The organism is Pseudomonas syringae, assembly GCF_000737245.1.
Classification (GTDB): Bacteria; Pseudomonadota; Gammaproteobacteria; order Pseudomonadales; family Pseudomonadaceae; genus Aquipseudomonas; species Aquipseudomonas syringae_J.
Map to the genome: position 1 here is coordinate 37,226 of NZ_JPQU01000020.1, position 26,269 is coordinate 63,494.

The 26,269-nt window shown below is 57.5% G+C and carries 21 protein-coding genes and 2 pseudogenes; 11 read left to right on the top strand and 12 right to left on the bottom strand.

The annotated features are described in order from the left end of the window. Window positions 1–172: 172 nt before the first annotated feature. The 4 genes from IV01_RS19845 to IV01_RS19830 all read right to left on the bottom strand — a co-directional run bounded on the left by IV01_RS19845 (window position 173) and on the right by IV01_RS19830 (window position 5,436). Window positions 173–1,441, bottom strand: a complete 1,269-nt coding sequence (locus IV01_RS19845; RefSeq protein WP_032626607.1) for an OprD family porin — start codon at window positions 1,439–1,441, stop codon at window positions 173–175. Between the two features lie 101 nt (window positions 1,442–1,542). Beyond that, window positions 1,543–2,847, bottom strand: a complete 1,305-nt coding sequence (locus IV01_RS19840; RefSeq protein WP_032626609.1) for a CitMHS family transporter — start codon at window positions 2,845–2,847, stop codon at window positions 1,543–1,545. Window positions 2,848–2,959: 112 nt separating this feature from the next. Then, window positions 2,960–4,270 carry a dicarboxylate/amino acid:cation symporter gene (locus tag IV01_RS19835; RefSeq protein ID WP_032626611.1) on the bottom strand — a complete coding sequence of 437 codons (1,311 nt, stop codon included), beginning with the start codon at window positions 4,268–4,270 and terminating at the stop codon, window positions 2,960–2,962. 80 nt (window positions 4,271–4,350) lie between these two features. Beyond that, the gene (locus IV01_RS19830) at window positions 4,351–5,436 is read right to left on the bottom strand and encodes a 4-oxalomesaconate tautomerase (RefSeq protein WP_032626613.1); all 1,086 of its coding nucleotides are present in this window, start codon (window positions 5,434–5,436) and stop codon (window positions 4,351–4,353) included. A 167-nt stretch (window positions 5,437–5,603) separates the two neighbouring features. Between IV01_RS19830 and IV01_RS19825 the strand changes: the two genes are divergently transcribed. The 4 genes and pseudogenes from IV01_RS19825 to IV01_RS27365 form a co-directional block, all read left to right on the top strand. Continuing rightward, window positions 5,604–6,494, top strand: coding sequence for a LysR family transcriptional regulator (locus IV01_RS19825; protein WP_032626615.1), 891 nt, complete (start codon window positions 5,604–5,606; stop codon window positions 6,492–6,494). Window positions 6,495–7,211: 717 nt separating this feature from the next. Next, the gene (locus IV01_RS19820; RefSeq protein WP_229636090.1) at window positions 7,212–8,033 is read left to right on the top strand and encodes an alpha/beta fold hydrolase; all 822 of its coding nucleotides are present in this window, start codon (window positions 7,212–7,214) and stop codon (window positions 8,031–8,033) included. Window positions 8,034–8,214: 181 nt separating this feature from the next. Further along, window positions 8,215–8,940, top strand: a pseudogene (locus IV01_RS27360) (MCP four helix bundle domain-containing protein); the annotation flags it as partial. Between the two features lie 306 nt (window positions 8,941–9,246). Continuing rightward, window positions 9,247–9,846 (top strand): annotated as a pseudogene (locus tag IV01_RS27365) (methyl-accepting chemotaxis protein); the annotation flags it as partial. Between the two features lie 131 nt (window positions 9,847–9,977). Here the strand turns inward: IV01_RS27365 and IV01_RS19810 are convergent. The 6 genes from IV01_RS19810 to IV01_RS19785 form a co-directional block, all read right to left on the bottom strand. Continuing rightward, a complete protein-coding gene (locus IV01_RS19810; protein WP_032626621.1) occupies window positions 9,978–10,301 on the bottom strand; it encodes a DUF2025 family protein in 324 nt (107 codons plus the stop codon). Between the two features lie 73 nt (window positions 10,302–10,374). Further along, window positions 10,375–11,523, bottom strand: a complete 1,149-nt coding sequence (gene yiaY, locus IV01_RS19805; RefSeq protein ID WP_032626623.1) for an L-threonine dehydrogenase — start codon at window positions 11,521–11,523, stop codon at window positions 10,375–10,377. A 207-nt stretch (window positions 11,524–11,730) separates the two neighbouring features. Beyond that, a complete protein-coding gene (locus IV01_RS19800) occupies window positions 11,731–12,948 on the bottom strand; it encodes a class I SAM-dependent methyltransferase (protein ID WP_032626625.1) in 1,218 nt (405 codons plus the stop codon). A gap of 189 nt (window positions 12,949–13,137) precedes the next feature. Beyond that, window positions 13,138–13,755, bottom strand: coding sequence for a TPM domain-containing protein (locus tag IV01_RS19795; protein ID WP_032626627.1), 618 nt, complete (start codon window positions 13,753–13,755; stop codon window positions 13,138–13,140). 38 nt (window positions 13,756–13,793) lie between these two features. Next, on the bottom strand, window positions 13,794–14,561 hold the full coding sequence (locus IV01_RS19790; protein WP_032626629.1) for a TPM domain-containing protein: 768 nt from the start codon (window positions 14,559–14,561) through the stop codon (window positions 13,794–13,796). Beyond that, on the bottom strand, window positions 14,561–15,121 hold the full coding sequence (locus tag IV01_RS19785) for a LemA family protein (protein ID WP_418903509.1): 561 nt from the start codon (window positions 15,119–15,121) through the stop codon (window positions 14,561–14,563). The genes IV01_RS19790 and IV01_RS19785 overlap by 1 nt, the downstream gene beginning before the upstream one ends. Before the next feature lie 313 nt (window positions 15,122–15,434). Here IV01_RS19785 and bglX point away from each other — a divergent pair, with 313 nt between their 5' ends. The 6 genes from bglX to IV01_RS19755 all read left to right on the top strand — a co-directional run bounded on the left by bglX (window position 15,435) and on the right by IV01_RS19755 (window position 24,256). After that, a complete protein-coding gene (gene bglX / locus IV01_RS19780; protein WP_032626631.1) occupies window positions 15,435–17,744 on the top strand; it encodes a beta-glucosidase BglX in 2,310 nt (769 codons plus the stop codon). A 170-nt stretch (window positions 17,745–17,914) separates the two neighbouring features. Next, window positions 17,915–19,684: a sensor histidine kinase gene (locus IV01_RS19775; protein WP_032626634.1), complete on the top strand. Its 1,770-nt coding sequence runs from the start codon at window positions 17,915–17,917 to the stop codon at window positions 19,682–19,684. Further along, window positions 19,678–21,006 carry a sigma-54-dependent transcriptional regulator gene (locus IV01_RS19770; protein ID WP_032626636.1) on the top strand — a complete coding sequence of 443 codons (1,329 nt, stop codon included), beginning with the start codon at window positions 19,678–19,680 and terminating at the stop codon, window positions 21,004–21,006. The genes IV01_RS19775 and IV01_RS19770 overlap by 7 nt, the downstream gene beginning before the upstream one ends. 400 nt (window positions 21,007–21,406) lie before the next feature. Beyond that, the gene (locus tag IV01_RS19765; protein WP_418903510.1) at window positions 21,407–22,714 is read left to right on the top strand and encodes an MFS transporter; all 1,308 of its coding nucleotides are present in this window, start codon (window positions 21,407–21,409) and stop codon (window positions 22,712–22,714) included. 353 nt (window positions 22,715–23,067) lie between these two features. After that, window positions 23,068–23,487, top strand: a complete 420-nt coding sequence (locus tag IV01_RS19760) for a hypothetical protein (RefSeq protein ID WP_032626639.1) — start codon at window positions 23,068–23,070, stop codon at window positions 23,485–23,487. Window positions 23,488–23,632: 145 nt separating this feature from the next. Further along, window positions 23,633–24,256 (top strand): flavin reductase family protein, encoded by a 624-nt coding sequence (locus tag IV01_RS19755; RefSeq protein ID WP_032626641.1) that lies wholly within the window; start codon window positions 23,633–23,635, stop codon window positions 24,254–24,256. A gap of 17 nt (window positions 24,257–24,273) precedes the next feature. Here IV01_RS19755 and IV01_RS19750 read toward each other — a convergent pair whose 3' ends face one another. Together IV01_RS19750 and IV01_RS19745 are read right to left on the bottom strand one after the other, a co-directional pair. After that, a complete protein-coding gene (locus tag IV01_RS19750) occupies window positions 24,274–24,522 on the bottom strand; it encodes a hypothetical protein (protein WP_032626643.1) in 249 nt (82 codons plus the stop codon). A gap of 53 nt (window positions 24,523–24,575) precedes the next feature. Beyond that, on the bottom strand, window positions 24,576–24,917 hold the full coding sequence (locus IV01_RS19745) for an antibiotic biosynthesis monooxygenase family protein (RefSeq protein ID WP_032626644.1): 342 nt from the start codon (window positions 24,915–24,917) through the stop codon (window positions 24,576–24,578). Window positions 24,918–25,265: 348 nt separating this feature from the next. Here IV01_RS19745 and IV01_RS19740 point away from each other — a divergent pair, with 348 nt between their 5' ends. Further along, the gene (locus IV01_RS19740; RefSeq protein ID WP_032626646.1) at window positions 25,266–26,195 is read left to right on the top strand and encodes an AraC family transcriptional regulator; all 930 of its coding nucleotides are present in this window, start codon (window positions 25,266–25,268) and stop codon (window positions 26,193–26,195) included. Window positions 26,196–26,269: the final 74 nt, after the last annotated feature.

Sequence of the window (26,269 nt, forward strand, 5' to 3'; positions counted from 1 at the left end):
TTTCAAGCTTCAAATCCCTTCTGCTTCATCCAGCCAGCCCCCACTGAGACCGCATGCCTACCTCACGGGCCTATTTTCTGTGGGAGCGAATTCATTGGTGAATGCGGCCGCCTTGCGATCCTTGAGTGCCTGACACTCCGCTTTCACGAATGAATTCGCTCCCACAGGGTTGTCACCAAAGTGCTATGTCATACGTGAGATAAAGCCGATTGCTGTCGCGGCCACGGGAGAAGTCCGAGCGGTAGACGTAGTTACGCAGTTTCACGCCCAACCCCTTGAAGGTCCCGCCTTGCAGCACGTAGGCCAGCTCTGCATCACGTTCCCATTCTTTCAGTTGTTCCGAGCCGGCTTTGCCGTTGTCGCCACTGATGTAGCGCGTCGAGAACGTCAGGCCCGGCACACCGACGCGGGCGAAGTCATAGGCGTAGCTGAGCAGCCAGGTTTTTTCATCTTCTTCGATGAATTTGCCGATACCTACGTTACTGAATGAGTACACGGTTGCGCCGCTGATGTACGGCAGACCAGCGTCGCCGCTGAGGGTTTGATAGCCGCCGCCAAAGCTGTGTCCGGCAAGGGCGTAGGTCAGTTGACCGCTGAGCATGTCGTTATCGATTTTGCCATCACGCGCGTTTCCGGCACCGACGCTGTGAAAATAGCGCAGATCGCTGGTCAGTACTCCAGGCCCCAAGGGCAAATCGTGCTGGATCGATGCGAATTGCTGGCGGTAAAAGTTCTCGAGTTCGCCATAGAAATAGCTTAGCCGGATGCTTTTGCCGAGTTTGTAATCGCCACCGGCATAGGAAAAATCCGAGCCTCTGCCGGTAAAACCGTCGGGAACGATTGAGCGACTGTCCGAGGAATCTCGCAGTTTGAATTGGTCCAGGCGCCCGCCGGTCAGGGTCAGGTTGTCGATTTCGGTGCTGGAGAACTGAGCACCCTGATATGTCTGGGGCAGCAGCCGTGCATCGTTATAGATAAGCACCGGTGTCTTGGGCAACAACGTGCCGTATTTCACCGTAGTTTTGGACAGCCGCACCTTGGCGGCCGCACCCAGACTTGAGAATTCATCCGCCGCGCGGCCATCGGCGTGTACAGGCAGCAAGCCAGTGCCGCTGCGACCTTTACCCGAGTCGAGCTTGACCCCCAGAAGGCCCAGGGCATCAACGCCAAAACCCAGCGTGCCTTGTGTGAAACCGGACTGATAGTCGAGCAAAAAGCCCTGCGCCCACTCGGTTCGCTCGCTTTTGGCGGTACTTGCGGCACGTGCACTCAGGCCGTTTTCGTCGCGGAAGTTCTCGTTGATATACACGTTACGCAGTTGCAGCTTCAGTTTGCTGTCTTCGATGAATCCCGCCGCATCGGCACCCGCCCAAGGCAGTATGCCCAGTAGCGGCGCGCTCTTTATCAGGGCCGTGGCTCCACGCTTGAAAAACATACTCATGCTCGGTACTCGTCGTTGTTGTTATTTGGAGATGCAGTGGCCCGCGCGCCTTGGGCAAGGCGCGTGAGAAATTGGCTATCAGGGATTAAGCGATCAGGCGATCAGGCGATCAGCGTGATGGCACCGGTCAGCAGCGCCAGGCCCGTGACCACCAGAGAAGTCAGCACCGCCCACTTCACCATGGCTTTCTGGAAGTCGCCGATGTCGCGGTCGATCATGCCCACCAACAGCAATGTCGACGCCACCAGCGGACTCATCAAGTGCACTGGCTGGCCCAGGATCGACGCCCTGGCAATCTCCAGCGGGCTGATGCCATAGGCAGCTGCGGCATTGGCGAGGATTGGGACCACGCCGAAGTAGTACGCGTCGTTGGAGAGGACAAAGGTCAACGGCATGCTGGTCAGGGCAACGACCAATGGGAACAGATGACCCCACTCGGGCGGAATCCAGGCCACCAGGGTCTGAGCCAATGCATCGACCATCTTGGTGCCCGAGAAAATCCCGGCGAACACACCGGCAGCGAATACCAGCAACACCACCGTCATGGCATTGCCGGAGTGGGCCAGAATGCGTTCTTTCTGAACATCCAGCTGCGGGTAGTTGATCATCAGCGCCAGCACGAAACCGATCAGAAACAGGATCGCCGAATGCATCAGGCCCATGACCAGCGCGATCATCACAGCGATGACCAAGGCCAGATTGACGTAGGCAAGTTTGGGGCGTTTGTGCGGGGTATCGCCCAGAATCGCTTCGATGTAGCAGTTGCCACCACCACTTTGCAGGTCGATGTTACCGATGCGTTTACGTTCGGCACGGCCCAGCAGAAAGGCCGTGAAGACCACCCACGCAGCGCCACCGATCATGGTGGGCAATAGCGGAATGAAATACTCGCCCGCGTCCAGCCCCAGCGCTGCAATCGCCCGCGTGGCGGGGCCGCCCCAAGGGGTCATGCCGCTCATGATGCTCAACGACAGCATGGCCACGATCCCCAGGATCATCGGGTTCATGCCAATGCGTTTATACAAAGGCAGCATCGCCGCGCAAGTGATCATGTAGGTGGTGGTGCCATCGCCATCGAGCGCTACGGTGAGCGACAACAGCGCCGTGCCTATTGCGATCTTCATCGGGTCGCCGTTGACGCGCTTGAGGATCTTGCGGATCAGCGGATCGAACAGCCCGGAGTCAATCATCAGGCCGAAGAACAGGATCGCGAATAGCAAAAGCGCTGCAGAGGGCGCGACCATTTTCAGGCCGTCGAGCATCATCTTGCCGGTGGTGCCGCCAAAACCACCAATGACTGCAAATACTATTGGAACGACCGTCAACGCAACGATAGGCGACAAACGTTTTGACATGATCAGGTAGGTGAACACCACAACCATGGCCAAGCCAAGGAAGGCAAGCATATGGATATTCTCTTGTTGTTATTTATGGGCAAGCGAATGCTGTCAGGCTTGCCGAGTACCGCGGAAGCGATACTCGGCGCGCTCGAATGGCTATCGATTGGAGTATGGGTTGTTAACTGCGCTCGGCGACCTGCGGGACATTGTCCCATTGGACGCTATCGGGACTGATTGCTGCCGGTTTGCCATTGAGTCTCTGCAAGAGCACCTGGCGATCACAGGCGTTTTCAGACAGAGAGATCACTACGGTGGCGACCGCGTTGCTGGCCAGACTGGTCAACGCCCGGGCTTCGGACATGAAGCGGTCAATACCGATCAACAAGGCCAGGCCCGCCAGCGGAATGTCGTGGATAACAGACAGCGTCGATGCCAGCGCGACAAAACCGCTACCAGTCACCCCCGCCGCGCCTTTGGACGACAGCAACATGATCGCCAGCATGGTCAGGGTCTGGGTCATGCTCAGCTCAATGTTGCAGGCCTGAGCGATGAACACAGCGGCCAGTGACAGATAAATCGCAGTGCCGTCCAGATTGAACGAGTAACCGGTGGGAAGCACCAGGCCGACCACGCCTTTCTTGCAGCCCAGGGCTTGAAGCTTCTCCAGCATGCGCGGCATCACCGGTTCGGTAGACGATGTGCCAAGCACCACCAGAAACTCTTCGCGAAAATAGCGCAGCAGCTTCCACAGGCTGAACCCGTTGGCCCGGCAGATCCCGCCCAGCACCACGAACACAAAGAAGCCGCAGGCGATGTACAAGGTCATGATCAGCTTGGCGAGCGACCCCAGCGAGGTAATGCCGTACTGGCCAACGGTGAATGCCAGCGCACCAAACGCGCCGATCGGGGCGAAACGCATCAGGTACGAGAAAATCTTGAACACCATGTGCGAAGCTGATTCCAGTACGTTGAGCACTGGCTTGCCACGCTCGCCCAGCGACGACAAGGCGAAACCGCAGAGCACCGCGATGAACAGCACTGGCAGCACTTCACCCTTGTTGAACGCGCCAACGAACGTGTCTGGAATGATGTGCATGAAAAAGTCGACGACGCCGAGTTTCGCGGCGGACTCGGTGTACTGACTCAACCCGGCAGTGCTCAATTTCGTCGGATCAATGTTCATGCCGACACCCGGCTGGATCACATATACCGCAACCAGTCCGATGAACAGGCTGACAATCGTCAGGGCAAGAAACAGCAGCATGGTCTTGCTCATCAAGCGGCCGAGGGAGCGCTTGTCACTCATGCCGGCAATGCCCGTGACGATGGTGCAGAACACCACCGGCGCGATCATCATTTTGATCAGCTTGATGAACGCATCACCCAAAGGCTTGAGTGCCACGGCTTGCTGACCCCAGAAATGCCCGACCAGGATCCCGAGGACCACGGCGCAGATAATCTGAAAGTAGAGCGATTTTGCGATTTTCATGATGCATCACCCATTATTGGAGTTGTTCTGATGCGGTACCTGGTGTCATGTCATTCAAGGCACGGTGCAGCCAGCGACCGTTAGCCCGCCAGACGCTGCGGGGCAGGCGCGTAGACCTCACCGGAAAACAATCGTCGTGCGGTCCGCACCACTGAGGCACGGATCGTCTGGCCGTTTTCACCGACGTAAGCCAGGGCAACCTGAATCGAACCGCTCGGATGTTCAATCCGAACCTGATGCAGACGCGGCGTATCAGCGCTGATACCCAGCAGGTTTGCAACCACAGTGCCATCGCTGACACAGGCCGTCGCCAGGCCGATAGAGCCGGTGATGGCCAACGCCTTGTGACAGTTGTGCGGCATGAAGTAACGAACCTTGAGGGTCCCACCCTCATCAGGCCGGGAAATCAGTACGGGTTTTGGGATCACTTTGTCACTGACATCGCCCAAGCCCATGGCCATACCCGCACGCAAGCGAATGGCTTCGAGCTTGCGTAAGAAATCTTTGTCGCCATCCAGCTCGGCAGGGGTCTCGTCGCCGCGCTTACCCAGCAAAGACGCTTCGATGATAACCATGGGCATCGCCATATCGATGCAGGTCACCGGCACTCCATCAATGATGTCAGTCTGCTGGCCGGTTGGAAACATTTTGCCGGTCTTACTGCCCGCGGCGTCAAGGAACGTGAGCTGAACGGGAGCAGCCGACCCAGGTACGCCGTCAATACTTGTCTGACCTTCGTAGCTGACTTGACCACCCGGTGTACTGACGTCAGCACAGACGAAAGTCCCGGTATTGAGGTTGCGAATCCGCACCTGTGTGACATCTGCGGTGGCCTTGACCAACCCCTGTTCCACCGCAAACGGACCGACCGCGCAGAGCATGTTGCCGCAGTTGGGCGCAGTATCGACGCGGCGCTGGGACACCATGACTTGCACAAACAGGTAATCCACATCGGCATCTTCGTGGTCGGAGGGGCTGACGATGGCCACCTTGCTGGTTTGCGGGCTGCCGCCACCGATGCCGTCAATTTCCAACTCGTGGCCTGAGCCCATGAGCGCCAGCAAAAGTTCGTCACGCTCTGAAGTCGTGGCGGGTAGATCGCTGGCAAGGAAGACCGGCCCCTTAGAGGTGCCGCCGCGCATCAGAACGCAAGGAATCGGTTGCATAATGGCTGACTCTTATTGATCAATTGGGGTAATTGATGTGTTGGAAGCAAGAGTCCCATGGATTTTTGACCTTATCCAATGCAAAGATCGTAGCCATTATTCCACTTCACACAATAATTGCTAAGCCAGTTCTGAGCCCATTCGCAATCCACCCGAGGAGAATAAATGTGGAATATGAGCTTCAAGATATCCGATCGTTCGTGAAAATCGCCGAACTTGGCAGCTTTCACGAAGCTGCCGAAGTGCTGCATATTTCCCAGCCAGCGCTGACTCGGCGTATCAAAAAACTTGAACAGGGATTGGGCACATCACTGCTCGACCGCACGACGCGCCGCGTCAGCCTGACCAGCGTAGGCCGGGATTTCTTCCCCAAGGCAAGGCGCCTGCTCGATGATTTCGAAGACTCTATTCTGAACATCCGAGAACTGGCAGAACGGCAGATTGGTCAAGTCACCCTCGCCTGCATTCCCACTGCAGCCTTCTATTTCTTGCCGTCCGTGATCCGTCTCTATAACGAGCGCTACCCAAAGATTCGCATTCGCTTGCTGGACCTCAGCGCCAACGAAGGTCTGGAAGCGGTGCTGCGTGGCGAGGCAGATTTCGGCATCAACATGATGAGCGGCCAACACCCGGATATTGAGTTTGTGCCCTTGGTCAAAGAGCCTTTTGTGCTCGCTTGCCGACGCGACCACGAACTGGCCGAACGCGAGTCCGTGTCCTGGATTGAGCTCAGTGAATATCGCCTGATCGGGGTTGGGCGTTTGAGTGGCAACAGGATGATCCTCGACCACGCTCTCGCCGGTTTGACCTGGCGCCCCAAATGGTTTTATGAGGTGCAGCATTTATCGACCTCACTGGGCATGGTCGAGGCCGGCCTGGGCATATCCGCCATGCCGAGCCTGGCGATGCCGGCCGAAGGTCACCCGACCCTGGTGAGCGTGCCGCTGGTCGACCCTGTGGTGGACAGAACGCTGGGGCTGGTTTCCCGGCGCGGCGCGTCATTGTCCCCAGCGGCAGAAAAGTTCGTCGCCATGTTGCTGGAGCAGTGGCCGCAGTGATGCGTGAGATGTCGCTGAAAAAATCAGAGCCTGGAGGAGCGCACGAGCACCGCGAAGCTGAGATAGCGGACTGACTGTTACACCGCTATCGCGGCCTCGCGGTGCTCGTGCGCTCCTACAGTCAGCGTTTTTTTCACCAGAGATCGCACGCACCACTGTCAACCCAAACACGACAATCAATCCATTCCCACCTCGTTATTCTTTCCAATTCAACGCCGTATAGTTTTGCCATGAGTGAGCGGCGGCGAACAAAGCGCTGCCCACTGCGCTGTTACCTGGAAGTAACGCTCAAGTTTGAGCCGGACTAAAACCGGCGAAAACCCAAGTTCAGCGTTAACAACAAACAACAGCACATTCGTTACATCGGCACGGGTTATTACACGGTCAACTCGGTATAGATTTCCCATCAAAATCTGTAGCCAAAAATCCTTGAAGCAACTGTCACGGCTGGGTGAGCAAATGCTGATTCTTGCCTGCAACCGCGGTCGCTTCAACCAACGCTCAGGATTGAGCTAACGTCTTTAGGCTGACTCTCGTGCAATGCCGAGAGCTGGAGGTTCTGTGTCAGATACTAACAACACGCCAATGAGTTCCCGCAGGCAAGTTCTCAAGGTTGGCGCTACTGCGCTGGCCGCCGGCTCACTTTCGTCAATCGCCCTCGGCAGCACTGCTGCTCAAGCGGCAACTAAAGCCCCCACTGGAAAAGGACAAAACGACATGACAAGTTTCACGACCAGCGACGGCACTGAAATCTTTTACAAGGATTGGGGCACCGGTCAGCCCATCGTCTTCCACCACGGCTGGCCCCTCAGTTCAGATGACTGGGATGCACAGATGTTGTTCTTCCTTTCCAAGGGTTATCGGGTAATCGCCCACGACCGTCGCGGCCATGGTCGCTCGACTCAGACCGCAACCGGCAACGAAATGGACACCTACGCCGCCGATGTTTCAGCGCTGGTGACCCATCTCAAGCTCAAGGACGCTGTGCATATCGGCCACTCCACGGGCGGTGGTGAAGTTGCTCGCTATGTTGCTCAACATGGTGCTGGCCGCGTGGCCAAGGCAGTATTGATCGGCGCGGTTCCGCCGATCATGGTCAAGTCGGACAAAAATCCAGGCGGCCTGCCCATGGACGTGTTCGACGGCTTCCGCGCTGCACTCGCAGCCAACCGTGCCCAGTTCTACAAAGAAGTGCCGACCCCGTTCTACGGTTACAACCGCGAAGGTGCCAAGGTCTCTGAAGGTATCAAGGACAACTGGTGGCGCCAGGGCATGATGGGCGGCGCAAAAGCCCATTACGACTGCATCAAGGCGTTCTCGGAAACCGACTTCACCGAAGACCTGAAAAAGATCACCGTGCCCGTACTGATTCTGCATGGCGATGATGACCAGATCGTACCCATTGCCGACTCGGCAGAATTGTCCATCAAATTGGTGAAAAACGGCACGCTTAAAGTCTACAAAGGCTATCCACACGGCATGTGCACAACCCACCCGGAAGTCATCAACGAAGACTTGCTGGCCTTCATCAAGGGATAACTGAAAACTGACGGGGAAGGCTCTAGATAGCGGGTTTTCGCAGATAGCTCGACAAAAAACCGGCGATCTGGAGCTTATTTTCATCTATTACTGGATATTTCCGGAAAACCTGCTAATCAGCCTCAAGCTGAATCGTTTCATGTCGATAGGGTACTAACGTCTACCTTGACAGGCCCCTCGCATGAATCTGAGAACTTTCAATATCGCTCCCCGGTCGCTGCTCTGCTTTGGCTTTTTTGCCGTGCTGATCACCGCCCTGGGCCTTTTTTCGTTGGCGCAGTTATCTGGTCTGAAAGCGTTACGAGAGATGTTGCAGGACAATGTCTTACCTACCGTTCAGTCCACCGAACACATCAAGACTGATCTGGTGACCATCCGCCTGGGCAATGCCGGCCTGCGTTCGGCGTCGGATGCTGATGGCGCCAAACGCCAGGTAGAACGTATCAGCCAGGCCCGCAGCAGCCTGCAGGCCGATGTCAACAAGCTCAAACCGTTGTTGATCACTGAAGCTGGCAAAGCGGCGTTCAGCACAATGGATCGCAACCTGGCGGCTTATCTGGCAGTGCACTCCCGGTTCCTGGATGCGGTTGCACAGAAGCGTGAAGACGTCGTCAGTGCATTGACCGCTACCAACGGCGAGATGACCGTGGCAGCGGAACAGCTAAGCAAGGACATCGCGGAAGTTTCTCGCCTGGCCAACCTGAAGATGGCCGAATCCGATGCGACTGCGGACTCGACCTATGCCCAGTCCCGCAATATCACCATTGGAGCGATCGTCATCGCGTTGGCTGCAACCCTGGCCCTGGCCGCCTTGTTCACCCGCAGCCTGGTTGCGCCCATCGCCAAAGCCTTGGCAGTTGCCCAGCAAATTGCGGCCAACGACCTGAGCAAACCTATCGATGTGGACGGCAAGGATGAACCGGGGCGCCTGCTTGAAGCGCTGTCCGTTATGCAGCAAAACCTGCGCCACACGCTGGGCGAGCTGGGCGATTCGTCAACACAGCTGGCTTCGACCTCTGAAGAGCTGACCGCCGTGACCGAGGATTCATTGCGTGGCGTGCAGCGTCAGAACGACGAAATCAACCAGGCTGCAACCGCAATCAACCAGATGACGGCAGCGGTGGAGGAAGTCGCGCGCAATGCATCGCTGGCTTCGAATGCCGCGCGGGATTCCAGTCAGTCGGCAGAAAATGGCCGTCAGCGTGTGGGCGAAACCGTAAGCGTAATCAACGAGCTGCATAAAGCGGTCGGCGTCACGGCGGTTGAAATTGATGGCCTGGCGGTACAGGTGCAAGGCATCAGTGGTGTACTGGACGTGATTCGCGGTATCGCTGACCAAACCAACCTGTTGGCCCTCAACGCGGCTATCGAAGCGGCACGGGCCGGTGAAGCCGGTCGTGGCTTTGCGGTGGTAGCCGATGAAGTCCGTGCGCTGGCCCATCGTACCCAGCAGTCGACTGCAGAAATCGAAAAGATGATCGCCTCGATCCAGAGCGGCGCCGGCAAGGCCGTCAGCGCCATGGGTCACAGCAGCGAACGCGCACGTGCCAGCCTGGATGTGGCGGAATCCGCCGGTCAGGCCTTGGCGGAAATTACCGCCGCGATTGTGCAGATCAATGAACGCAACATGAGCATTGCCTCGGCCACGGAAGAGCAGGCGCAAGTCGCCCGTGAAGTCGACCGCAACCTGACCAGTATCCGCGACCTGTCCCTGCAGACATCCGCAGGCGCCAACCAGACCTCGGCAGCCAGCAGCGAGCTGTCACAACTGGCGGTAGGGCTGAATCAATTGGCGATGCGGTTCAGGATGTAATAACAGCTTATTGGCGACACGCCCCTTGTAGGAGCGCGCTTGCCCGCGGTGGCGTCAGATCAAACGATAAATCGTTGTCTGACACACCGCCATCGCGGACAAAGCGCACTCCTACAGATTTAGCCTGGACCTCAAACCTTCACCCGCCGCTCCACCACAATCTCCGGCAGATCCACACGACGCATGTACACCCGTAGCGGTTCGCTGATGCGCAGGCGGTCGTCGATGTTCTGCTCCAGCAACAATTGCAGGCGCTGACGGCTGAGGGTCATCAACTGGTTGGCGGCGGGTGACCAGACAAACTCGCAGGTCGGGGTGATGGTCTCGTCCTTGACGTCCATGCCGAATGAATCTTCGCTGAAACGCACGATGTGACGTCCTGCCTTGTGGTGGTAGCCCACAAAGCCGGCAAGTTGGTCGGCGGCTTCGCAAATAGCGCTTGATGTGGTTTTCATCAACAGTCCTTTGGCGATTGCAGACCCGCGACGTTATCCACCGCGGGCCATGCTCGTTAACGGTGGTTGGCAATCACAGGGCGCTGCGGAAGATGCCTTCTATTTGCAGTTGGTCAGCAGGACGCGGGTTGGTCAGGCCACAGGCATCTTTCAACGCGTTTGCAGCCAGGATCGGGAAGTCTTCTTCCTTCACGCCCAGCGCCTTCAGCCCCGGCGGAATGTCGATGGAAGCGGACAGCGTACGGATCGCGGCAATTGCCGCACGAGCGCCCTCTTCTGGCGACACTCCGCGCGTATCGGCGCCCATGGCGTGTGCCACATCAGACAGGCGAACCGAGCTCACGGCCGCGTTGAAGCTCTGTACGTGCGGCAGCAATACCGCGTTGCATACGCCGTGAGGCAAGTCATAGAAACCACCCAGTTGGTGCGCCATGGCGTGCACAAAACCCAGCGAGGCATTGTTGAAGGCCATGCCCGCCAGGAATTGCGCGTAAGCCATATTTTCCCGCGCTTCCATGTCCGAGCCGTCACTCACCGCTCGTGGCAGATAAGCGGCAATCAGCGACATCGCCTTGAGGGCGCAGGCATCCGTGATCGGTGTGGCAGCAGTGGACACATAAGCTTCGATGGCATGGGTCAGGGCATCCATGCCGGTCGCGGCGGTCAAGGACTTCGGCATTTTGGCCATCATGGCCGGGTCGTTGACGGACAGCAGCGGCGTCACGTTGCGATCAACGATGGCCATTTTTACGTGACGCGCTTCGTCGGTAATGATGCAAAAGCGGGTCATCTCACTGGCGGTGCCAGCAGTGGTATTGATGGCTATCAACGGCAATTGCGGATTCCGCGAACGGTCCACGCCCTCGTAATCACTGATATGCCCGCCATTGGTCGCGCACAGTGCAATGCCTTTGGCGCAGTCATGGGGCGAGCCGCCACCCAGAGAGATCACGAAATCGCATTCGCGCTCACGCAACAGGGCCAGGCCGTTTTCTACGTTGCTGATGGTTGGATTGGGTTTCGCGCCGTCGTAGACCACCGAGTCGATGCCCTGCTCGACCAGCAAGCCCGCGATCTCGGCGGCCAGACCAGCTTTGGCAAGCCCGGCGTCAGTGACGATCAGGGCTTTGAGAAAGCCGTATTTACGAATGGCCTGCATGGCTTCGTCGATACAGCCCAGGCCCATGATGTTCACGGACGGAATGAAAAAAGTGCTGCTCATGATGGATCCTCGGCGTTGTCGCCTGCGCGTGGGAGATGCTTACAGCATGCGCGCGCCGAGGAAGGCGGGATTGATCTGGCTCAATCTATTGGAGGCAAATACTAACTGTAGGAGCTCACGAGCAGCGCGAGGCAGCGATAGCGGCGTGTCAGGCAAACCGCCATCGCTGGCCTCGTAACCTCGGTGAGCTCCTACAGGGATCTGTTGCTAGCCAATAAACCCATCAGCGAGCAACAGAGTTTCCAGGCACTGTTCCTGAATGCCGTAGAACACTTTGAGCTCCTGGATTTTCGCCAGGATGTCTGCTGATTTAAGGGGTTCGGCGCGTTTCACGGCGAGGATCATTTTGTTCTTGTTGGTGTGCTCCAACGAGATGAACTCGAACACTTTGGTCTCGTAACCACAGGCTTCCAGCAGCAATGCACGCAAGCTGTCGGTGACCATCTCCGCTTGCTGGCCCATGTGCAGACCGTATTGCAGCATGGGGCGCAACAGGGTCGGGCTCTGAATTTGCAAGCGGATCTGTTTATGGCAGCACGGCGAACACATGATGATGGATGCGCCGGAACGGATGCCCATATGAATGGCGTAGTCGGTAGCGATATCGCAGGCATGCAGCGCAATCATTACATCCAGGGCGCTGGGCGCAACGCTGCGCACGTCACCACACTCGAACACCAGGCCCGGATGTTCAAGCCGGGCGGCTGCGTTGTTGCACAGCGTGACCATGTCTTCGCGCAGTTCAACACCTGTGACCCGCCCCTCGGCCTGCAAGGTATTACGCAGGTAATCGTGGATGGCGAAGGTCAGATAGCCTTTACCAGACCCAAAGTCCGCGACCTTTATCGGCTGATCGAGTTTGAGTGGCGAAGACGTCAGGGCATGGGAAAACACTTCGATGAACTTGTTGATCTGCTTCCATTTGCGCGACATGGACGGGATCAGCTCGTGCTGCTTGTTAGTCACACCCAGATCCGTCAGGAAAGGCCGGCTCAACTCCAGATAGCGCTTCTTCTCACGATCATGTCCGGCCGAAGGCGCTTCGCGCTCCTGCTGAGCCTTGCTCCTGAACAGGGTGCTTTTGCCTTTCTTGCTGAACTCCAGCTGCACTTCGTCGGTGAGCGACAGCAGATGCGCATTCTTGAAAGAGTCCGGCAACAGCTCGGCGATCACCTGAACGGCCTCGGCCAGCGGGAAGTTCTTGGTGATGTCCCGGGTTTTGTAGCGATAGACGAACGACAGACAAGGCTGATCCTTGACCGTTAGCGCCTTGATGATCACCCGCTGCAATTCGACTTCAGCGCCCACGTACTTGGCCAGTACCAGTTTGATGAACGAGTTCTGGGAGAGGCTGTTTTCCAGCAGGCTCAGGAACTGCGCACGATGATCCGGCGCGGTCTGGGTGGGAGTGGCAGTGACTGACATCGGAAAAGCGCCTCGGGGCGAACTGAAACAAAGGCGGCTATTTTAGGCGGGTTGTGGGAGTGGGGGTTGGATTAATTAACGCTTGTTGGAGCGAGGCTTGCCCGCGAAGAACGAAAATGCGGGATGCCTGACTCACCGAGGCGGCTGATTCGCGGGCAAGCCTCGCTCCAACAGTGTCACCCCAGAGGCTCAGCTCAACACCACCAACCTGTTCGGCAATTCATTGCGCGCCTGGGTTACCGGCACGTGCTCGGCGAGCACTTCGCCGCAGGCCTGGATGCAACCGAGAAAACCCTGCAACGTTTGCCCGTCGCGAACCTGGCGGGTGAAGACGTCGATCATGGTTTTCCAGGTGTCATTGCTCAAGCGGCTGGAAATCCCGTGGTCGACCAGAATTTCCACATAGCGCTCGGCCTCGCAGACGAAGATCAATACACCGGTGCCGCCAGCGGTGTGGTGCAGGTTCTGTTCGAGAAACTGCCGACGCGCCAGATTCCCCGCGCGCCAGCGCCGAACCTTGACTGGCACCAGATACAGCGCCCAGCCACTGAAATGGCAGACCAACGCCACAACGATAAACGTCGCAATCTGCGCCAACAGCAGGTGATTGGCATCGAGCCACAGCGGATAGAAATTGATCAGCCCCGGCAGCAGCAAGCCAATGATCCCCGCCCAGATCAGCGGCACGTAGGTGTAATCATCGGCCTGGGCCGCAAGCACGGTGACCAGCTCGGCATCAGTGTTGCGTTCAACCTGAGCGATCGCGTCGGCAACCTGCCGCTGTTCGTCTTGATTCAGTAAAGCCATGAGGACATCACTCTTTGTGTACTTCTTGAGCACTTAAACTACCAATTGCCCGACGAGCCACCGCCACCGAAACCGCCGCCACCACCGCTGAAACCACCACCGCCTCCGCCGCCAGAACCACCACCCAAGCCGCCGCCAAAGCCGCCCAGCCCGCCAGCACCGATGAACCCCCCACCGCCGCCACGTCCGGAACCGCCGAAGCCGCTCATGTTCAGTACCACAATGGCCAACACAATCAGGCCCAGCAACAACAGCCCGTGCTCGACGAAGAAATCATCTTCATCTGTGGCCGCAGTCGGCTCCGCCAGGGGATTGCCGCCCAGCACCTGAATAATGGCCTCGGTGCCTCTGGTAATGCCGCCAGCAAAGTCGCCATTCTTGAACGCTGGCGTGATCACCTGATTGATGACCACCGAAGACTGGGCATCAGTCAGGCGCCCTTCCAGGCCGTAGCCCACTTCGATCCGCACCTTGCGGTCGTCACGAGCCACGATCAGCAGCGCGCCAGTGTCCTTGCCTTTTTCGCCTATGCCCCAGCTTCGCCCTAGCTGATAACCGAAGTCCTCGATGCTGGCGCCTTGCAGGTTGGGCAGCGTGACCACGACCACCTGCTCGCCCGAGGCTTGCTCATGGGCCTGAAGCATTTGGGTGATTTGCGCGCGCGTCTGCCCATCGAGCATCTGCGCGTTATCTACCACGCGACCGGTCAGCTCGGGGAATTGCAGCGCCGCCTGCGCGACCATGGCGCAAGACCAGAGCAACGCAAGGAATAAGGCCCTGCTCAAAACCGGGCGCAGGCCCCGCATCAGAACTTAACTTCCGGCGCTTTTTCCGAGCCGGGTGTCGTGGCTTCGAAGTTCGGCCGAATCGGCAGATCGCTGTACATCACGGTGTGCCACAACCGTCCTGGGAAAGTGCGGATTTCGGTGTTGTAACGCTCAACCGAGGTAATGAAATCCCGACGCGCCACAGCGATGCGATTCTCGGTGCCTTCAAGCTGCGATTGCAGGGCGAGGAAGTTCTGGTTGGATTTCAGATCAGGATAACGTTCGGAAACCACCATCAGGCGGCTCAATGCACCGGTCAGCTGCCCCTGCGCATCCTGGAACTGTTTGAGTTTGGCCGGATCGTTCAAGGTGCTGGCATCGACCTGGATCGACGTCGCCTTGGCCCTGGCTTCAATCACAGCGGTCAGGGTGTCCTGCTCCTGCTTCGCGTAGCCTTTAACGGTTTCCACCAGATTGGGGATCAGGTCTGCGCGGCGCTGATACTGATTCTGCACCTGAGCCCAGGCGGCCTTCACCTGTTCGTCGTAAGTGGGAATGTTGTTGATGCCGCAACCGGTCAGCATCGTACTGAGCACCATCAGTAGACTGGCGGCCCATGTGTAACGGCGGCCTCGGAAAGCCTCGCTGCGCTGTATTTGCATTATGTATGTCCCTTGTTTGTTACTTTTTGATTCTGAATGGCAAAGTGGCTTTAGCCAAAACAGCAGTTCCCCGGCATAATCCGTCGCCTGCGCCGTTTGAAAACCTGTGCGCTACAGATGCTCGGTGCGACAACAAGTTCAGCGGTCATCTGCCGCCCTGATGACAATAAGCACCAAAGGTCAAAATTCCCAAATAATGGCTGCCTGTTATTTAACGAGAGTTGCGGGCCAAAGCCTTGAGAAATCATTCATGAATAAGCTGTGTTTACTCGGCCTTATGGTCGGTCTGGCAAGCCAGTCGGTGTTTGCTGCAAGCAATGTCAGCGCGCCGGCGGCTAATAGCCAGGCAACGTTGCAAGCCAAAAACGCGTTCATCGGCAATCTGATGAAACAAATGACCCTCGACGAAAAGATCGGTCAATTGCGATTGATCAGTATCAGTCAGGAAGTGCCACAGCCGCTGATCCTCAAGGAAATTGCCGCAGGTCGCATCGGCGGTACGTTCAACTCCATTACACGCTCGGAGAACCGCCCTCTGCAAGAGGCCGCCGTCGCCAAGAGCCGTCTGAAAATTCCGATGTTCTTTGCGTATGACGTGATCCACGGCCATCGGACTATTTTTCCCATCAGCCTGGGTCTGGCTGCCAGCTGGGACATGGCCGCCATTGCCGAGACCGGGCGGATTTCGGCTATTGAAGCTAGCGCCGACGGCCTGGACATGACCTTCGCGCCGATGGTCGATATTTCCCGCGATCCACGTTGGGGCCGTAGCTCCGAGGGCTTTGGTGAAGACACCTATCTGGTTTCGCGCATCTCGACCGAAATGGTCAAGTCGTTCCAGGGCCAGAAAGTCGCGTCTGCAGACAGCATCATGGCCGCCGTCAAGCACTTCGCTCTGTATGGCGCCGTCGAAGGCGGTCGCGACTACAACACGGTGGACATGAGCCCGACGCGCATGTACCAGGATTACCTGCCGCCCTATCGTGCAGGGATCGATGCAGGTGCGGGCGGCGTGATGATCGCCCTGAACTCCATCAATGGCGTCCCGGCAACCGCCAATAAATGGCTGCTGCAAGACTTGCTGCGCAAGGATTGGGGCTTCAAAGGCGTGACCATCAGCGACCACGGGGCGATCAAGGAACTGATCGACCATGGCATCGCCAAGGATTACCGCGAAGCCGCGAAGCTGGCCATCAAGGCTGGCGTTGACCTGAGCATGAACGACAAGGCTTACGGCGAAGAACTGCCGGGGCTGGTCAAGAGCGGCGAGGTTTCGGTCAAGGAAATCGACAGCGCCGTGCGTGAAGTGCTGGGCGCCAAGTACGACATGGGCCTGTTCGCCAACCCGTACCTGCGCATCGGCGATGCAGCCCAGGACCCGGCGGACACTTACTCCGATGATCGCCTGCACCGCCCGGAAGCTCGGGACGTTGCGCGCAAGACGCTTGTCCTGCTGAAAAACGATAATGAAACCCTGCCGCTGAAAAAGCAGGGCACCATCGCGGTGATCGGCAGCCTGGCGAAAAGCCAACTGGACATGCTCGGCAGCTGGTCTGCCGCCGGTCGCCCGAATCAGTCGGTAACGGTATATGACGGTCTGGCCAATGCAGTGGGCGACAAGGCGAAACTGCTTTATGCCCGTGGTGCCAACGTCAGCGATAACGAACACATCCTCAACTACCTGAACTTCATTGAACACGAAGTCGACGTTGATCCACGTCCGGCCCAGGAAATGATCGATGAAGCGGTCAAGACCGCTGAACAGGCTGACGTGATCGTGGCGGTAGTGGGCGAATCCCGTGGTATGTCCCACGAATCCGCCAGCCGCAGTAGCCTGAACATTCCAGGTAAGCAGCAGGACCTGATCAAGGCCCTGAAGGCTACCGGCAAGCCGTTGGTGCTGGTGTTGATGAATGGCCGTCCGCTGGTATTGGTCGACGAAGTTCAACAAGCCGATGCGATGCTGGAAACCTGGTTCCCTGGCACTGAAGGCGGCAATGCAGTGGCTGATGTACTGTTCGGCGACTACAACCCGTCGGGCAAGCTGGCCATGTCCTTCCCGCGCTCAATTGGCCAACTGCCGGTTTACTACGCGCACCTGAACACCGGTCGTCCGCTCACACCGGGCAAACCTGGCAACTACACCTCGAATTATTTCGAGGAAACCAACGGCCCGCTGTTCCCGTTCGGTTTCGGCCTGAGCTACACCCAGTTCGACGTTTCGGATATCACGCTATCGGCTAAAGACCTGCCACGCAAAGGTAAACTGACCGCCAGTGTCACCGTGAAGAACACCGGCAAGGTGGCGGGTGAAACAGTGGTTCAGCTGTATCTGCGTGATGTTGCAGCCTCCATCAGCCGTCCGGTGAAAGAGCTTAAAGGCTTCGAGAAAGTCATGTTGCAGGCGGGCGAAGAGAAAGTGGTGAGCTTTACCCTGAGCGAAGACGATCTGAAGTTCTTCAACCCGGAACTGAAATACGCAGCCGAAGCGGGCGAGTTCAAGCTGATGATCGGCCTGGATTCCGAAGCGGTGAAAGAGACGAGTTTCAATTTGCTCTAAAGGCAGCAGCAGAGCCTGTGTGGGAGCGGTGCTTGGTCTGGGCGGCATTCCGACGATAAGGCTGGACGAAATCTAAGGTGAATCGCGTCCAACCTTATCGTCGGAATGCCGCCCAGACCAAGCACCGCTCCCACAATGCCTGTAACTAATAATATTCAGGCAACAATCCGATGCCCTTCACCTCTCGCACCCTACGCATCACCCTTTACAGCGTGCTGATTCTCGCTGGCGCGGCGGTTTCGGCCGGGTTGGCGGTGCACCAGGCCCGTCTACATGCGGTGCAAGACGATGCAGCACGGGCAGGCGAGCAGTTATCGCTCTACGCCAACACTTTGCACACCCTGATTGAACGTTATCGTGCCTTGCCCGCGGTCCTGGCGCTGGATCCGGAGCTGCGTGCCGCTTTGAACGGCCCGATCAATGCCCAGACTCAAGACGCGCTGAACCGCAAACTGGAGCGCATCAACGGTGCGGCACAGTCATCGACCCTCGAATTGCTCGACCGCAACGGTCTGGCCATAGGTGCCAGCAACTGGCGCATGCCCAGCAGCTACGTGGGCCACAATTACGGCTTTCGTCCTTATTTCCTGCAAACCAAAGCCACCGGTGTCGGGCGCTTTTATGCGGTGGGCGTGACCAGTGGCATCCCGGGTTATTTTCTGTCCAACGCGGTAATCGGCGACGACGGCAAGTTTCTTGGCGCCATGGTGGTCAAGCTGGAGTTTCCGGACCTCGAACATGAATGGGCACAAGGCGATGATCTGTTATTGGTGAGCGACGCCAAGGGCATCGTGTTCATCGCCAATCAGCCCGGCTGGCGTTATCGCGAACTTCGGCCGATTTCGACGCAGGATCGCGCCGAACTGCTCGCCACTCGGCAGTACGACAAGCAGCCGCTGTCACCGCTGCCCCGCCGCGAGTTACGTACGTTTAACGAAAACAGCCATCTCACCCGCGTCGACGGACCGAATGGGACCGCCGACTACTTATGGGGGTCGCTGCCACTGCCCGGTGAGAACTGGACCCTCCACCTGCTGCGCAAACCTCAGGTCGCCAGCGAAGACACCCGCAACGCAGCCCTGGCGGCAGCGGGCACCTGGCTGACGTTGGTGTTTCTCGGGCTGTTCCTTTACCAACGCTGGCGCCTGGCACGGATGCGCGAGCGCAGCCGCGACGAACTGGAACGTCTCGTGCAAGAACGCACCCGAGACCTACACACCGCTCAAGAAGGTCTGGTGCAATCAACCAAGCTCGCTGCGCTGGGGCAGATGTCGGCAGCGCTGGCTCATGAAATCAATCAGCCGCTCACCGCCCAACGCATGCAACTGGCGACATTACGGTTGCTGCTCGATCACGGTCGCATCGACGATGCCTACAAAGCCATTGCGCCGCTGGACCAGCAACTGACGCGCATGGCGGCGTTGACTGGGCACCTCAAAACCTTCGCTCGCAAAAGCCCCAACGGCCTGCGCGAACGGCTGGATCTGGCGGCGGTGGTCGATCAGTCGCTGCTGTTGCTGGATTCACGACTGCGCGATGAGTGCGTCGACTGCGTCTTGACCCTTAGCCGACCGGCCTGGGTGCGCGGCGATGCGATCCGCCTTGAGCAAGTGATGATCAATCTGTTACGCAATGCGCTCGATGCCCTGCGCGACAAGCCTGCCAAACGGCTGGAAATCCGCATTGACGCTCAGGACAAACGCTGGCGAGTCAGTGTTGCCGACAGCGGTGGCGGGATCTCTGCTGAGAACCTGGGCAATATCTTCGACCCGTTTTTTACCACCAAACCCGTAGGTGACGGCCTGGGGTTGGGGCTCGCGGTGTCGTATGCCATTGTCCATGAACTGGGCGGCAAACTGAGCGCCGAAAATCAGGGCAGCGGCGCGCTGTTCTCGTTCAGCCTGCCTAACGACTATCTGGAGCCAGACCCTGCATGTTGAACTCGGTGATTGTGGTCGATGATGAAGCGCCCATCCGCGAAGCCGTGCAGCAATGGCTGACTTTGTCGGGCTTCAATGTTCAAGTATTCAGCCGTGCCGAGGATTGCCTGGCGCATCTGCCTGAGCATTTTCCCGGGGTCATCATGAGCGATGTGCGGATGCCGGGCATCAGCGGCCTGGAGCTGCTGGCCAGAATTCAGGCGCTGGACGCCGATTTGCCAGTGATTTTGCTGACCGGTCACGGCGACGTGCCTATGGCGGTCGATGCCATGCGTGAGGGGGCTTATGACTTTCTGGAGAAGCCTTTCAGTCCCGAAACCCTGGTGCGCAATCTGCGGCGGGCACTGGAGAAGCGTGAGCTGATTCTGGAAAACCGCCGCCTGCACGAGCGGGCCGATGCCCGATCACAACTGGACGCGACATTGCTCGGCGTATCGCCCAGCCTGCAAACCTTGCGCAGCCAGGTGCTGGACTTGTCCCAACTGCCGGTCAACGTGGTGATTCGCGGTGAAACCGGCAGCGGTAAAGAGATGGTCGCCCGTTGCCTGCATGACTTCGGCCCACGTGCAGCCAAACCTTTTGTGGCCCTCAATTGCGCGGCGATCCCTGAGCAATTGTTCGAGGCCGAGTTGTTTGGCCACGAGAGCGGCGCCTTTACCGGAGCGCAGGGCAAGCGAATCGGCAAGCTCGAATACGCCGACGGCGGCACCCTGTTCCTCGATGAAATCGAAAGCATGCCGCTGGCCCAGCAGGTCAAATTGCTACGGGTGCTGCAAGACAAAAAGCTGGAAAGGCTGGGCTCAAACAAGGCTATTGATGTGGATCTGCGAATCATCGCGGCCACCAAACCGGATTTATTGGAGGAAGCCCGGGCCGGACGCTTTCGCGAGGATCTGGCCTATCGTCTGACTGTCGCCGAACTGCGCCTGCCGGCGTTGCGCGAGCGTCGAGAGGATATTCCATTGCTGTTCGCCCATTTCGCAAAGGCTGCAGCCGAACGTCTGGGACGTAAAGCGCCGCAACTCAGCGGTGCCAGGCTGAGCGAGCTGCTGAGCCACGATTGGCCGGGCAATGTTCGCGAGCTGGCCAATGCTGCTGAACGGCAAATCCTGGGGCTGGCCGCTTCGCCAGAAACTGCCACCGATACCGGCCAATCACTCGCCGCTCAGCAGGAAGCTTTCGAAGCCCAATGCTTGCGCGCCGCCCTCGCCCGCCACAAGGGCGACATCAAAGCCGTACTCCATGAACTGCAACTGCCACGCCGTACCCTGAACGAAAAAATGCAGCGTCATGGGTTGTTGCGGGAGATGTTTGTGGAGTGATGCTCGGAAAATGCTCTGTTGGATGAACGCCTGTAGGAGATTCTAGGTCTGCCTGCAAGGCTAATGGCAACACACCAAACCCTTGGTGACCTCGGACCTGTGGGAGCGAGCTTGGTCGCGAAGGGTCAATACATGAAGCAAATTTCTAGCGCCTGGAACATAGCCTTCGCAAGCAAGCTTGCTCCCACGGGGGGCGCGCGGCCACCTGTGAATGAGCGGTTTTCCGCTTATTCCTGAATAGCCAACAAGCGGATTTCCGCTCATAAAGTTCTGTAAACCCTTCTAAACCGGGCCTCCATCAACTGGCACAGCTCCTGCTATAGCCACAGTCAGGCTGCGCATCGACGCGCCATTCCTAAAAATAATGACTGTAAGGAACATGATGGATACCTCCAGCTCAATGCCTAAAGGGTCGACCGGCACGGCGACTGCGGAAAAAACCACCTCAACCCGTCTCAAATCAATTTTCAGTGGCTCGGTCGGCAACATGGTCGAGTGGTACGACTGGTACGTCTACGCCGCTTTCTCCCTGTACTTCGCCAAGTCCTTCTTCCCCAAAGGCGACACCACGGCTCAACTGCTCAACACCGCAGCGATCTTTGCCGTAGGCTTTCTGATGCGCCCGATTGGTGGCTGGCTGATGGGTCTGTATGCCGATCGCAAGGGCCGCAAGGCAGCCTTGATGGCCTCGGTACTGCTGATGTGCTTCGGCTCGCTGATCATCGCGTTGACACCCGGCTATGAAGTCATCGGTGTCGGTGCCCCGATCCTGCTGGTATTTGCCCGCTTGCTCCAAGGCCTGTCGGTCGGTGGCGAGTACGGCACTTCGGCGACCTACCTGAGTGAAATGGCGACCAAGGAAAGACGCGGCTTCTTCTCAAGCTTCCAGTACGTGACCCTGATCTCCGGCCAGCTCATCGCCCTGGCTGTGTTGATCGTGTTGCAACAAACCCTGACAACTGAACAGCTCTACGCATGGGGCTGGCGTGTGCCGTTCGTGATCGGCGCGCTGTGTGCCGTTGTTGCGCTGTACCTGCGCCGCGGCATGGAAGAAACCGAGTCGTTCACCCGCAAGAAGAAAGAGAAAGCCAAAGAAAGCCTGATGCGCACCTTGATGCGCCACCCCAAGGAACTCATGACCGTAGTCGGTCTGACCATGGGTGGTACGTTGGCCTTCTATACCTACACCACGTATATGCAGAAGTATCTGGTGAACACCGTCGGCATGAGCATCACCGACTCCACCACCATTTCAGCGGCAACATTGTTTCTGTTCATGGTGATCCAGCCTCTGGTGGGGGCGCTGTCGGACAAGATCGGTCGTCGCCCGATCCTGATTGCCTTCGGTGTCATGGGCACGCTGTGCACGGTGCCGATCCTGACCACGCTGCACACGATCCAGAGCTGGTGGGGCGCGTTCTTTCTGATCATGGCGGCGCTGATCATCGTCAGCGGCTATACCTCGATCAACGCAGTGGTGAAAGCCGAACTGTTCCCCACAGAAATCCGTGCGCTGGGCGTAGGCCTGCCGTATGCGCTAACTGTATCGATCTTCGGCGGTACTGCTGAATACATCGCGCTGTGGTTCAAGAGCATTGGAATGGAGACCGGCTACTACTGGTATGTCACCGCTTGCATCGCCTGCTCGCTGCTGGTCTATGTGTTCATGAAGGACACTCGCAAGCATTCGCGGATCGAAACTGATTGATTCATCATCAGCGCGATTGATGAAGGGCGGCCCTGCACAACAGAGCCGCCCTTTTTGTTGAGAGGCACTTCTTTCTGGATGCTTTCACAATGGTGCATTTTTCAGCTAAAAATTGAGCGCAACCGGCAATAGATATTAAGTTTTTAATTTGTCAAGAGGGTTTATTGCGAGATTTTTCAAAGAAATGCACCACCCCAAAGCACTACAGCCGGAAAGGCCCGAATACAGTGCCCTGTGGCTTACTATCATTTTCAGCGATGGTCGGTAGCAATCCTATTAACTTCTTAATAAATTCTGGGCGCGTAGCATTCACTCCATACCGAACTGGCAAACAATTCGATTGGAGAACTACCATGAAAACTAACAAACTGATTTTCGGCATCGCATTTTCTGTTCTGGCTTCCAGCGCTTTCGCAGCTCCACATCTGCCAAGCCTGCCAGGTAATAACCACACTAATCTGATTGAGCCTGCCTCGACTCTGACTGTTGCGGAAGGTGGCTCCAAGCACACTAACGTGGGTGGCATTCGCCAGGCCGCTGATGGTTCTGACCATGTAGGCGCTAATCGCCTGGCCGCTGATGGTGCTGACCGCGTAGGTGCTAATCGCCAGGCCGCTGACGGTTCTGACCATGTAGGCGCTAATCGCCTGGCTGCTGATGGTGCTGACCGCGTAGGTGCTAATCGCCAGGCCGCTGACGGTTCTGACCACGTAGGCGCTAATCGTCTGGCTGCTGATGGTGCTGATCGTGTAGGTGCAAACCGCCTGATCTAATCGTCAGACGTGTCCCTTCAAGCCCGGCTTAATGCCGGGCTTAATCGTTCTGGGCTATTGCTAAATCCTGGTGTGGCTCTTTTTGAGACGAATCGGGCACTATATCGACTCTTTGCAGAGGCCATCACGGTTACAGGAATTGCACATGTCAGATGACATCTACTCGTACCAACCTTCCCAAGGCCATGGCCTGCCCCACGATCCGTTCAATGCTATCGTCGGCCCGCGGCCCATTGGCTGGATCTCGTCCCAGGACGCCAACGGCAAGTTGAATCTGGCGCCTTACAGTTTTTTCAACGCCTTCAACTACATCCCCCCGATCATTGGTTTTTGCAGCGTCGGTCGCAAAGACAGCCTCAATAACATCGAACAGACCGGCGAGTTCGTGTGGAACCTGGCGACCCGATCCCTGGCTGAAGCCATGAATCAGAGCTGCGCCCCGGTTGCAGCGGATGTGAGCGAGTTCGAACTGGCCAATCTGACACCCCTTGCCTCACAGATCGTGGCTGTGCCGCGTGTGAAAGAAACGCCGGTTTCGTTCGAATGCAAAGTCACGCAGATCATCCAGCTGCAACGGGCAGACAAGGAATTGGTGCCTAGCTGGTTGATACTTGGGGAGGTGGTAGCCGTACATATTGCCAAGTCACTGTTGAAGGACGGCATTTACGACACGGCGGCGGGTGAACCGATATTGCGTGGCGGCGGCCCGGCGGATTACTTCCAGCTGGGCCCCGAGGCGTTGTTCAAAATGCATCGGCCCAAGGCCTGATCAGTCAACGCTGGATGTTATTGCTGGAACACCAGATTGCCTTCGGCGTCGATGTCGAGCAACCGCGCCAACTCGCCGGTTGCAGCAACGTCGGCGTCATGGGCAGTCTTAAATATCTGACCGACGAGCACTTTGTTGAACACCGGTGCGCCACCCGCGTTCAGCGCTTTGACGGCAATAGCAGCGCTATAGCCACCTTCGCCAGGGGCTCCACTCGGAACTACGGCTGAAACCGCTTCAAAATTGTTGAGTTCTTTACGTGCCATTGCTTGTGATCCTGCTTGTGCGTTTAAAGCAGGGGATTCTAAACCGCTGACGCTCAGATCGTGCGCAACATCTGCAAAGCCTTGGCCTGGGCTTCCTGTTCGGTGGCGAAGGTTTGGAAATCCAGGCTGCTGACCATGCACGTCTGCACAATTTCAGAAAAAATCTGTACATGCGGCGCATCGAGCCAGTTATTCATCTCGTCTTCACTGGCCCATGAGCCGGAGATCAGCCACAAGTCCGGGTCTTGAGGTGCGTTTACCAAAGCGAAGCTCAAGCAACCACTGGCATTGCGCGAAGGTTCGATCAGGGCGAGCAGGCGGGCACCGAGTTTTTCACTTTGCCCTTTCCTTGCGCGGGCGAAAACGAGATGGCTCACTGCTGATGATTGAGGCATGGCCGTAGTTCCATTCAGGTGTCGAGGAAGAGTACCAAGGCGGGGTTTTCCGGACATGGCAACAGGATCCGAGATTAGGGCCTGCTGACTATAGCCGTTAGCCGGTTTCTGTCAGCTTATTGCCTGATCCTGCATTGGAGCCAGGCTATGCTCGCCACGCACAGTCTGGCCCAAGCCGTCCGCCAGCAGATTCAGGCAAGAGATGTGACGGTTTATCGCGCTTCAAAACCGGCATCAGCAGAATCAGGCAATCATCCGGCAGGATTCGCGTACCACCCGGCCTTGCACAAAAATAAGCTAAGCGCATAAACCCCGAGCGTATAAATGAAGCATTGAGGGACGCACCGAATGTCGCAACTACAACAGAGCCTTGAGCCCGTCAGTGAACACCTGGAAAAGCAGCGCGCTGAGCTGGCCGAGCTTATTCGGCGCTTTACTCCCGGCGAAGGTAGTTTCCAGACAGCTATTGAGCCGCTGTTCATGGTGCGCTACGAAAGCCCGTCGCAATCGTTACCAGTCTTGGTCCAGCCCGCGCTGTGCCTTTTCGCCCACGGCAGCAAGGAAGTGCGCCTCGGGGACGAAACTTACACCTATGATCCCCTCAACTATCTTGTGCTGTCGGTCGCAATGCCTCTGAGCGGCCGAATCCTTAATGCTACTCCAGAGCAACCGAATCTGGCGCTACGCCTGGACATCGACCCTGCGGACATCAACGCGTTGATCGCCGAAGCCGGTCCTATGAGCGTACCCACCCGGCCAAGCGGTCGCGGCCTGTATGTCGAACGCATCGATACCCAGTTATTGGACGCCGTGCTGCGGCTGTCACGCTTGCTGGACAACCCTAAAGACATTCCCATGCTTGCACCGCTGATCAAGCGTGAAATCCTTTACCGATTGCTGCGTAGCCAGCAGGGTCATCGCCTGTACGAAATCGCGATTACCAACTGCCAGACGCATCGTGTCACCCAAGCGATCAAATGGCTTAACGAGCATTTCGCCGAGCCGCTGCGCATCGAAGAACTCGCTAGGGAGGTGAACCTCAGTATTTCCACCCTGCACCATCGGTTCAAAGCAGTCACCGCCATGAGTCCATTGCAATATCAGAAGCAACTGCGCTTACAGGAAGCGCGGCGCTTGATGCTCAACGACGGGCTGGAGGCCTCGGCGGCTGGCTACAAAGTCGGCTATGAAAGCCCGTCTCAGTTCAGCCGCGAATACAGCCGCCTGTTCGGCGCCCCGCCCCTGCGGGATATGGCGCGGTTGAGGGTAATGGTCTGAGCGAGCCATCGCCGATCTCGTCCCTTGTTGGAGCGTATGGGCGGCATTCCGACTTGCCCGCGATAAGGCTGAAC

Bases quoted from the DNA above. Each gene is read 5' to 3' on its own strand.
- IV01_RS19845 (WP_032626607.1), bottom strand. From the start codon at position 1,441: ATGAGTATGTTTTTCAAGCGTGGAGCCACGGCCCTGATAAAGAGCGCG.
- IV01_RS19840 (WP_032626609.1), bottom strand. From the start codon at position 2,847: ATGCTTGCCTTCCTTGGCTTGGCCATGGTTGTGGTGTTCACCTACCTG.
- IV01_RS19835 (WP_032626611.1), bottom strand. From the start codon at position 4,270: ATGAAAATCGCAAAATCGCTCTACTTTCAGATTATCTGCGCCGTGGTC.
- IV01_RS19830 (WP_032626613.1), bottom strand. From the start codon at position 5,436: ATGCAACCGATTCCTTGCGTTCTGATGCGCGGCGGCACCTCTAAGGGG.
- IV01_RS19820 (WP_229636090.1), top strand. From the start codon at position 7,212: ATGACAAGTTTCACGACCAGCGACGGCACTGAAATCTTTTACAAGGAT.
- IV01_RS19810 (WP_032626621.1), bottom strand. From the start codon at position 10,301: ATGAAAACCACATCAAGCGCTATTTGCGAAGCCGCCGACCAACTTGCC.
- yiaY (WP_032626623.1), bottom strand. From the start codon at position 11,523: ATGAGCAGCACTTTTTTCATTCCGTCCGTGAACATCATGGGCCTGGGC.
- IV01_RS19800 (WP_032626625.1), bottom strand. From the start codon at position 12,948: ATGTCAGTCACTGCCACTCCCACCCAGACCGCGCCGGATCATCGTGCG.
- IV01_RS19795 (WP_032626627.1), bottom strand. From the start codon at position 13,755: ATGGCTTTACTGAATCAAGACGAACAGCGGCAGGTTGCCGACGCGATC.
- IV01_RS19790 (WP_032626629.1), bottom strand. From the start codon at position 14,561: ATGCGGGGCCTGCGCCCGGTTTTGAGCAGGGCCTTATTCCTTGCGTTG.
- IV01_RS19785 (WP_418903509.1), bottom strand. From the start codon at position 15,121: ATGGTGCTCAGTACGATGCTGACCGGTTGCGGCATCAACAACATTCCC.
- bglX (WP_032626631.1), top strand. From the start codon at position 15,435: ATGAATAAGCTGTGTTTACTCGGCCTTATGGTCGGTCTGGCAAGCCAG.
- IV01_RS19775 (WP_032626634.1), top strand. From the start codon at position 17,915: ATGCCCTTCACCTCTCGCACCCTACGCATCACCCTTTACAGCGTGCTG.
- IV01_RS19770 (WP_032626636.1), top strand. From the start codon at position 19,678: ATGTTGAACTCGGTGATTGTGGTCGATGATGAAGCGCCCATCCGCGAA.
- IV01_RS19765 (WP_418903510.1), top strand. From the start codon at position 21,407: ATGCCTAAAGGGTCGACCGGCACGGCGACTGCGGAAAAAACCACCTCA.
- IV01_RS19760 (WP_032626639.1), top strand. From the start codon at position 23,068: ATGAAAACTAACAAACTGATTTTCGGCATCGCATTTTCTGTTCTGGCT.
- IV01_RS19755 (WP_032626641.1), top strand. From the start codon at position 23,633: ATGTCAGATGACATCTACTCGTACCAACCTTCCCAAGGCCATGGCCTG.
- IV01_RS19750 (WP_032626643.1), bottom strand. From the start codon at position 24,522: ATGGCACGTAAAGAACTCAACAATTTTGAAGCGGTTTCAGCCGTAGTT.
- IV01_RS19745 (WP_032626644.1), bottom strand. From the start codon at position 24,917: ATGCCTCAATCATCAGCAGTGAGCCATCTCGTTTTCGCCCGCGCAAGG.
- IV01_RS19740 (WP_032626646.1), top strand. From the start codon at position 25,266: ATGTCGCAACTACAACAGAGCCTTGAGCCCGTCAGTGAACACCTGGAA.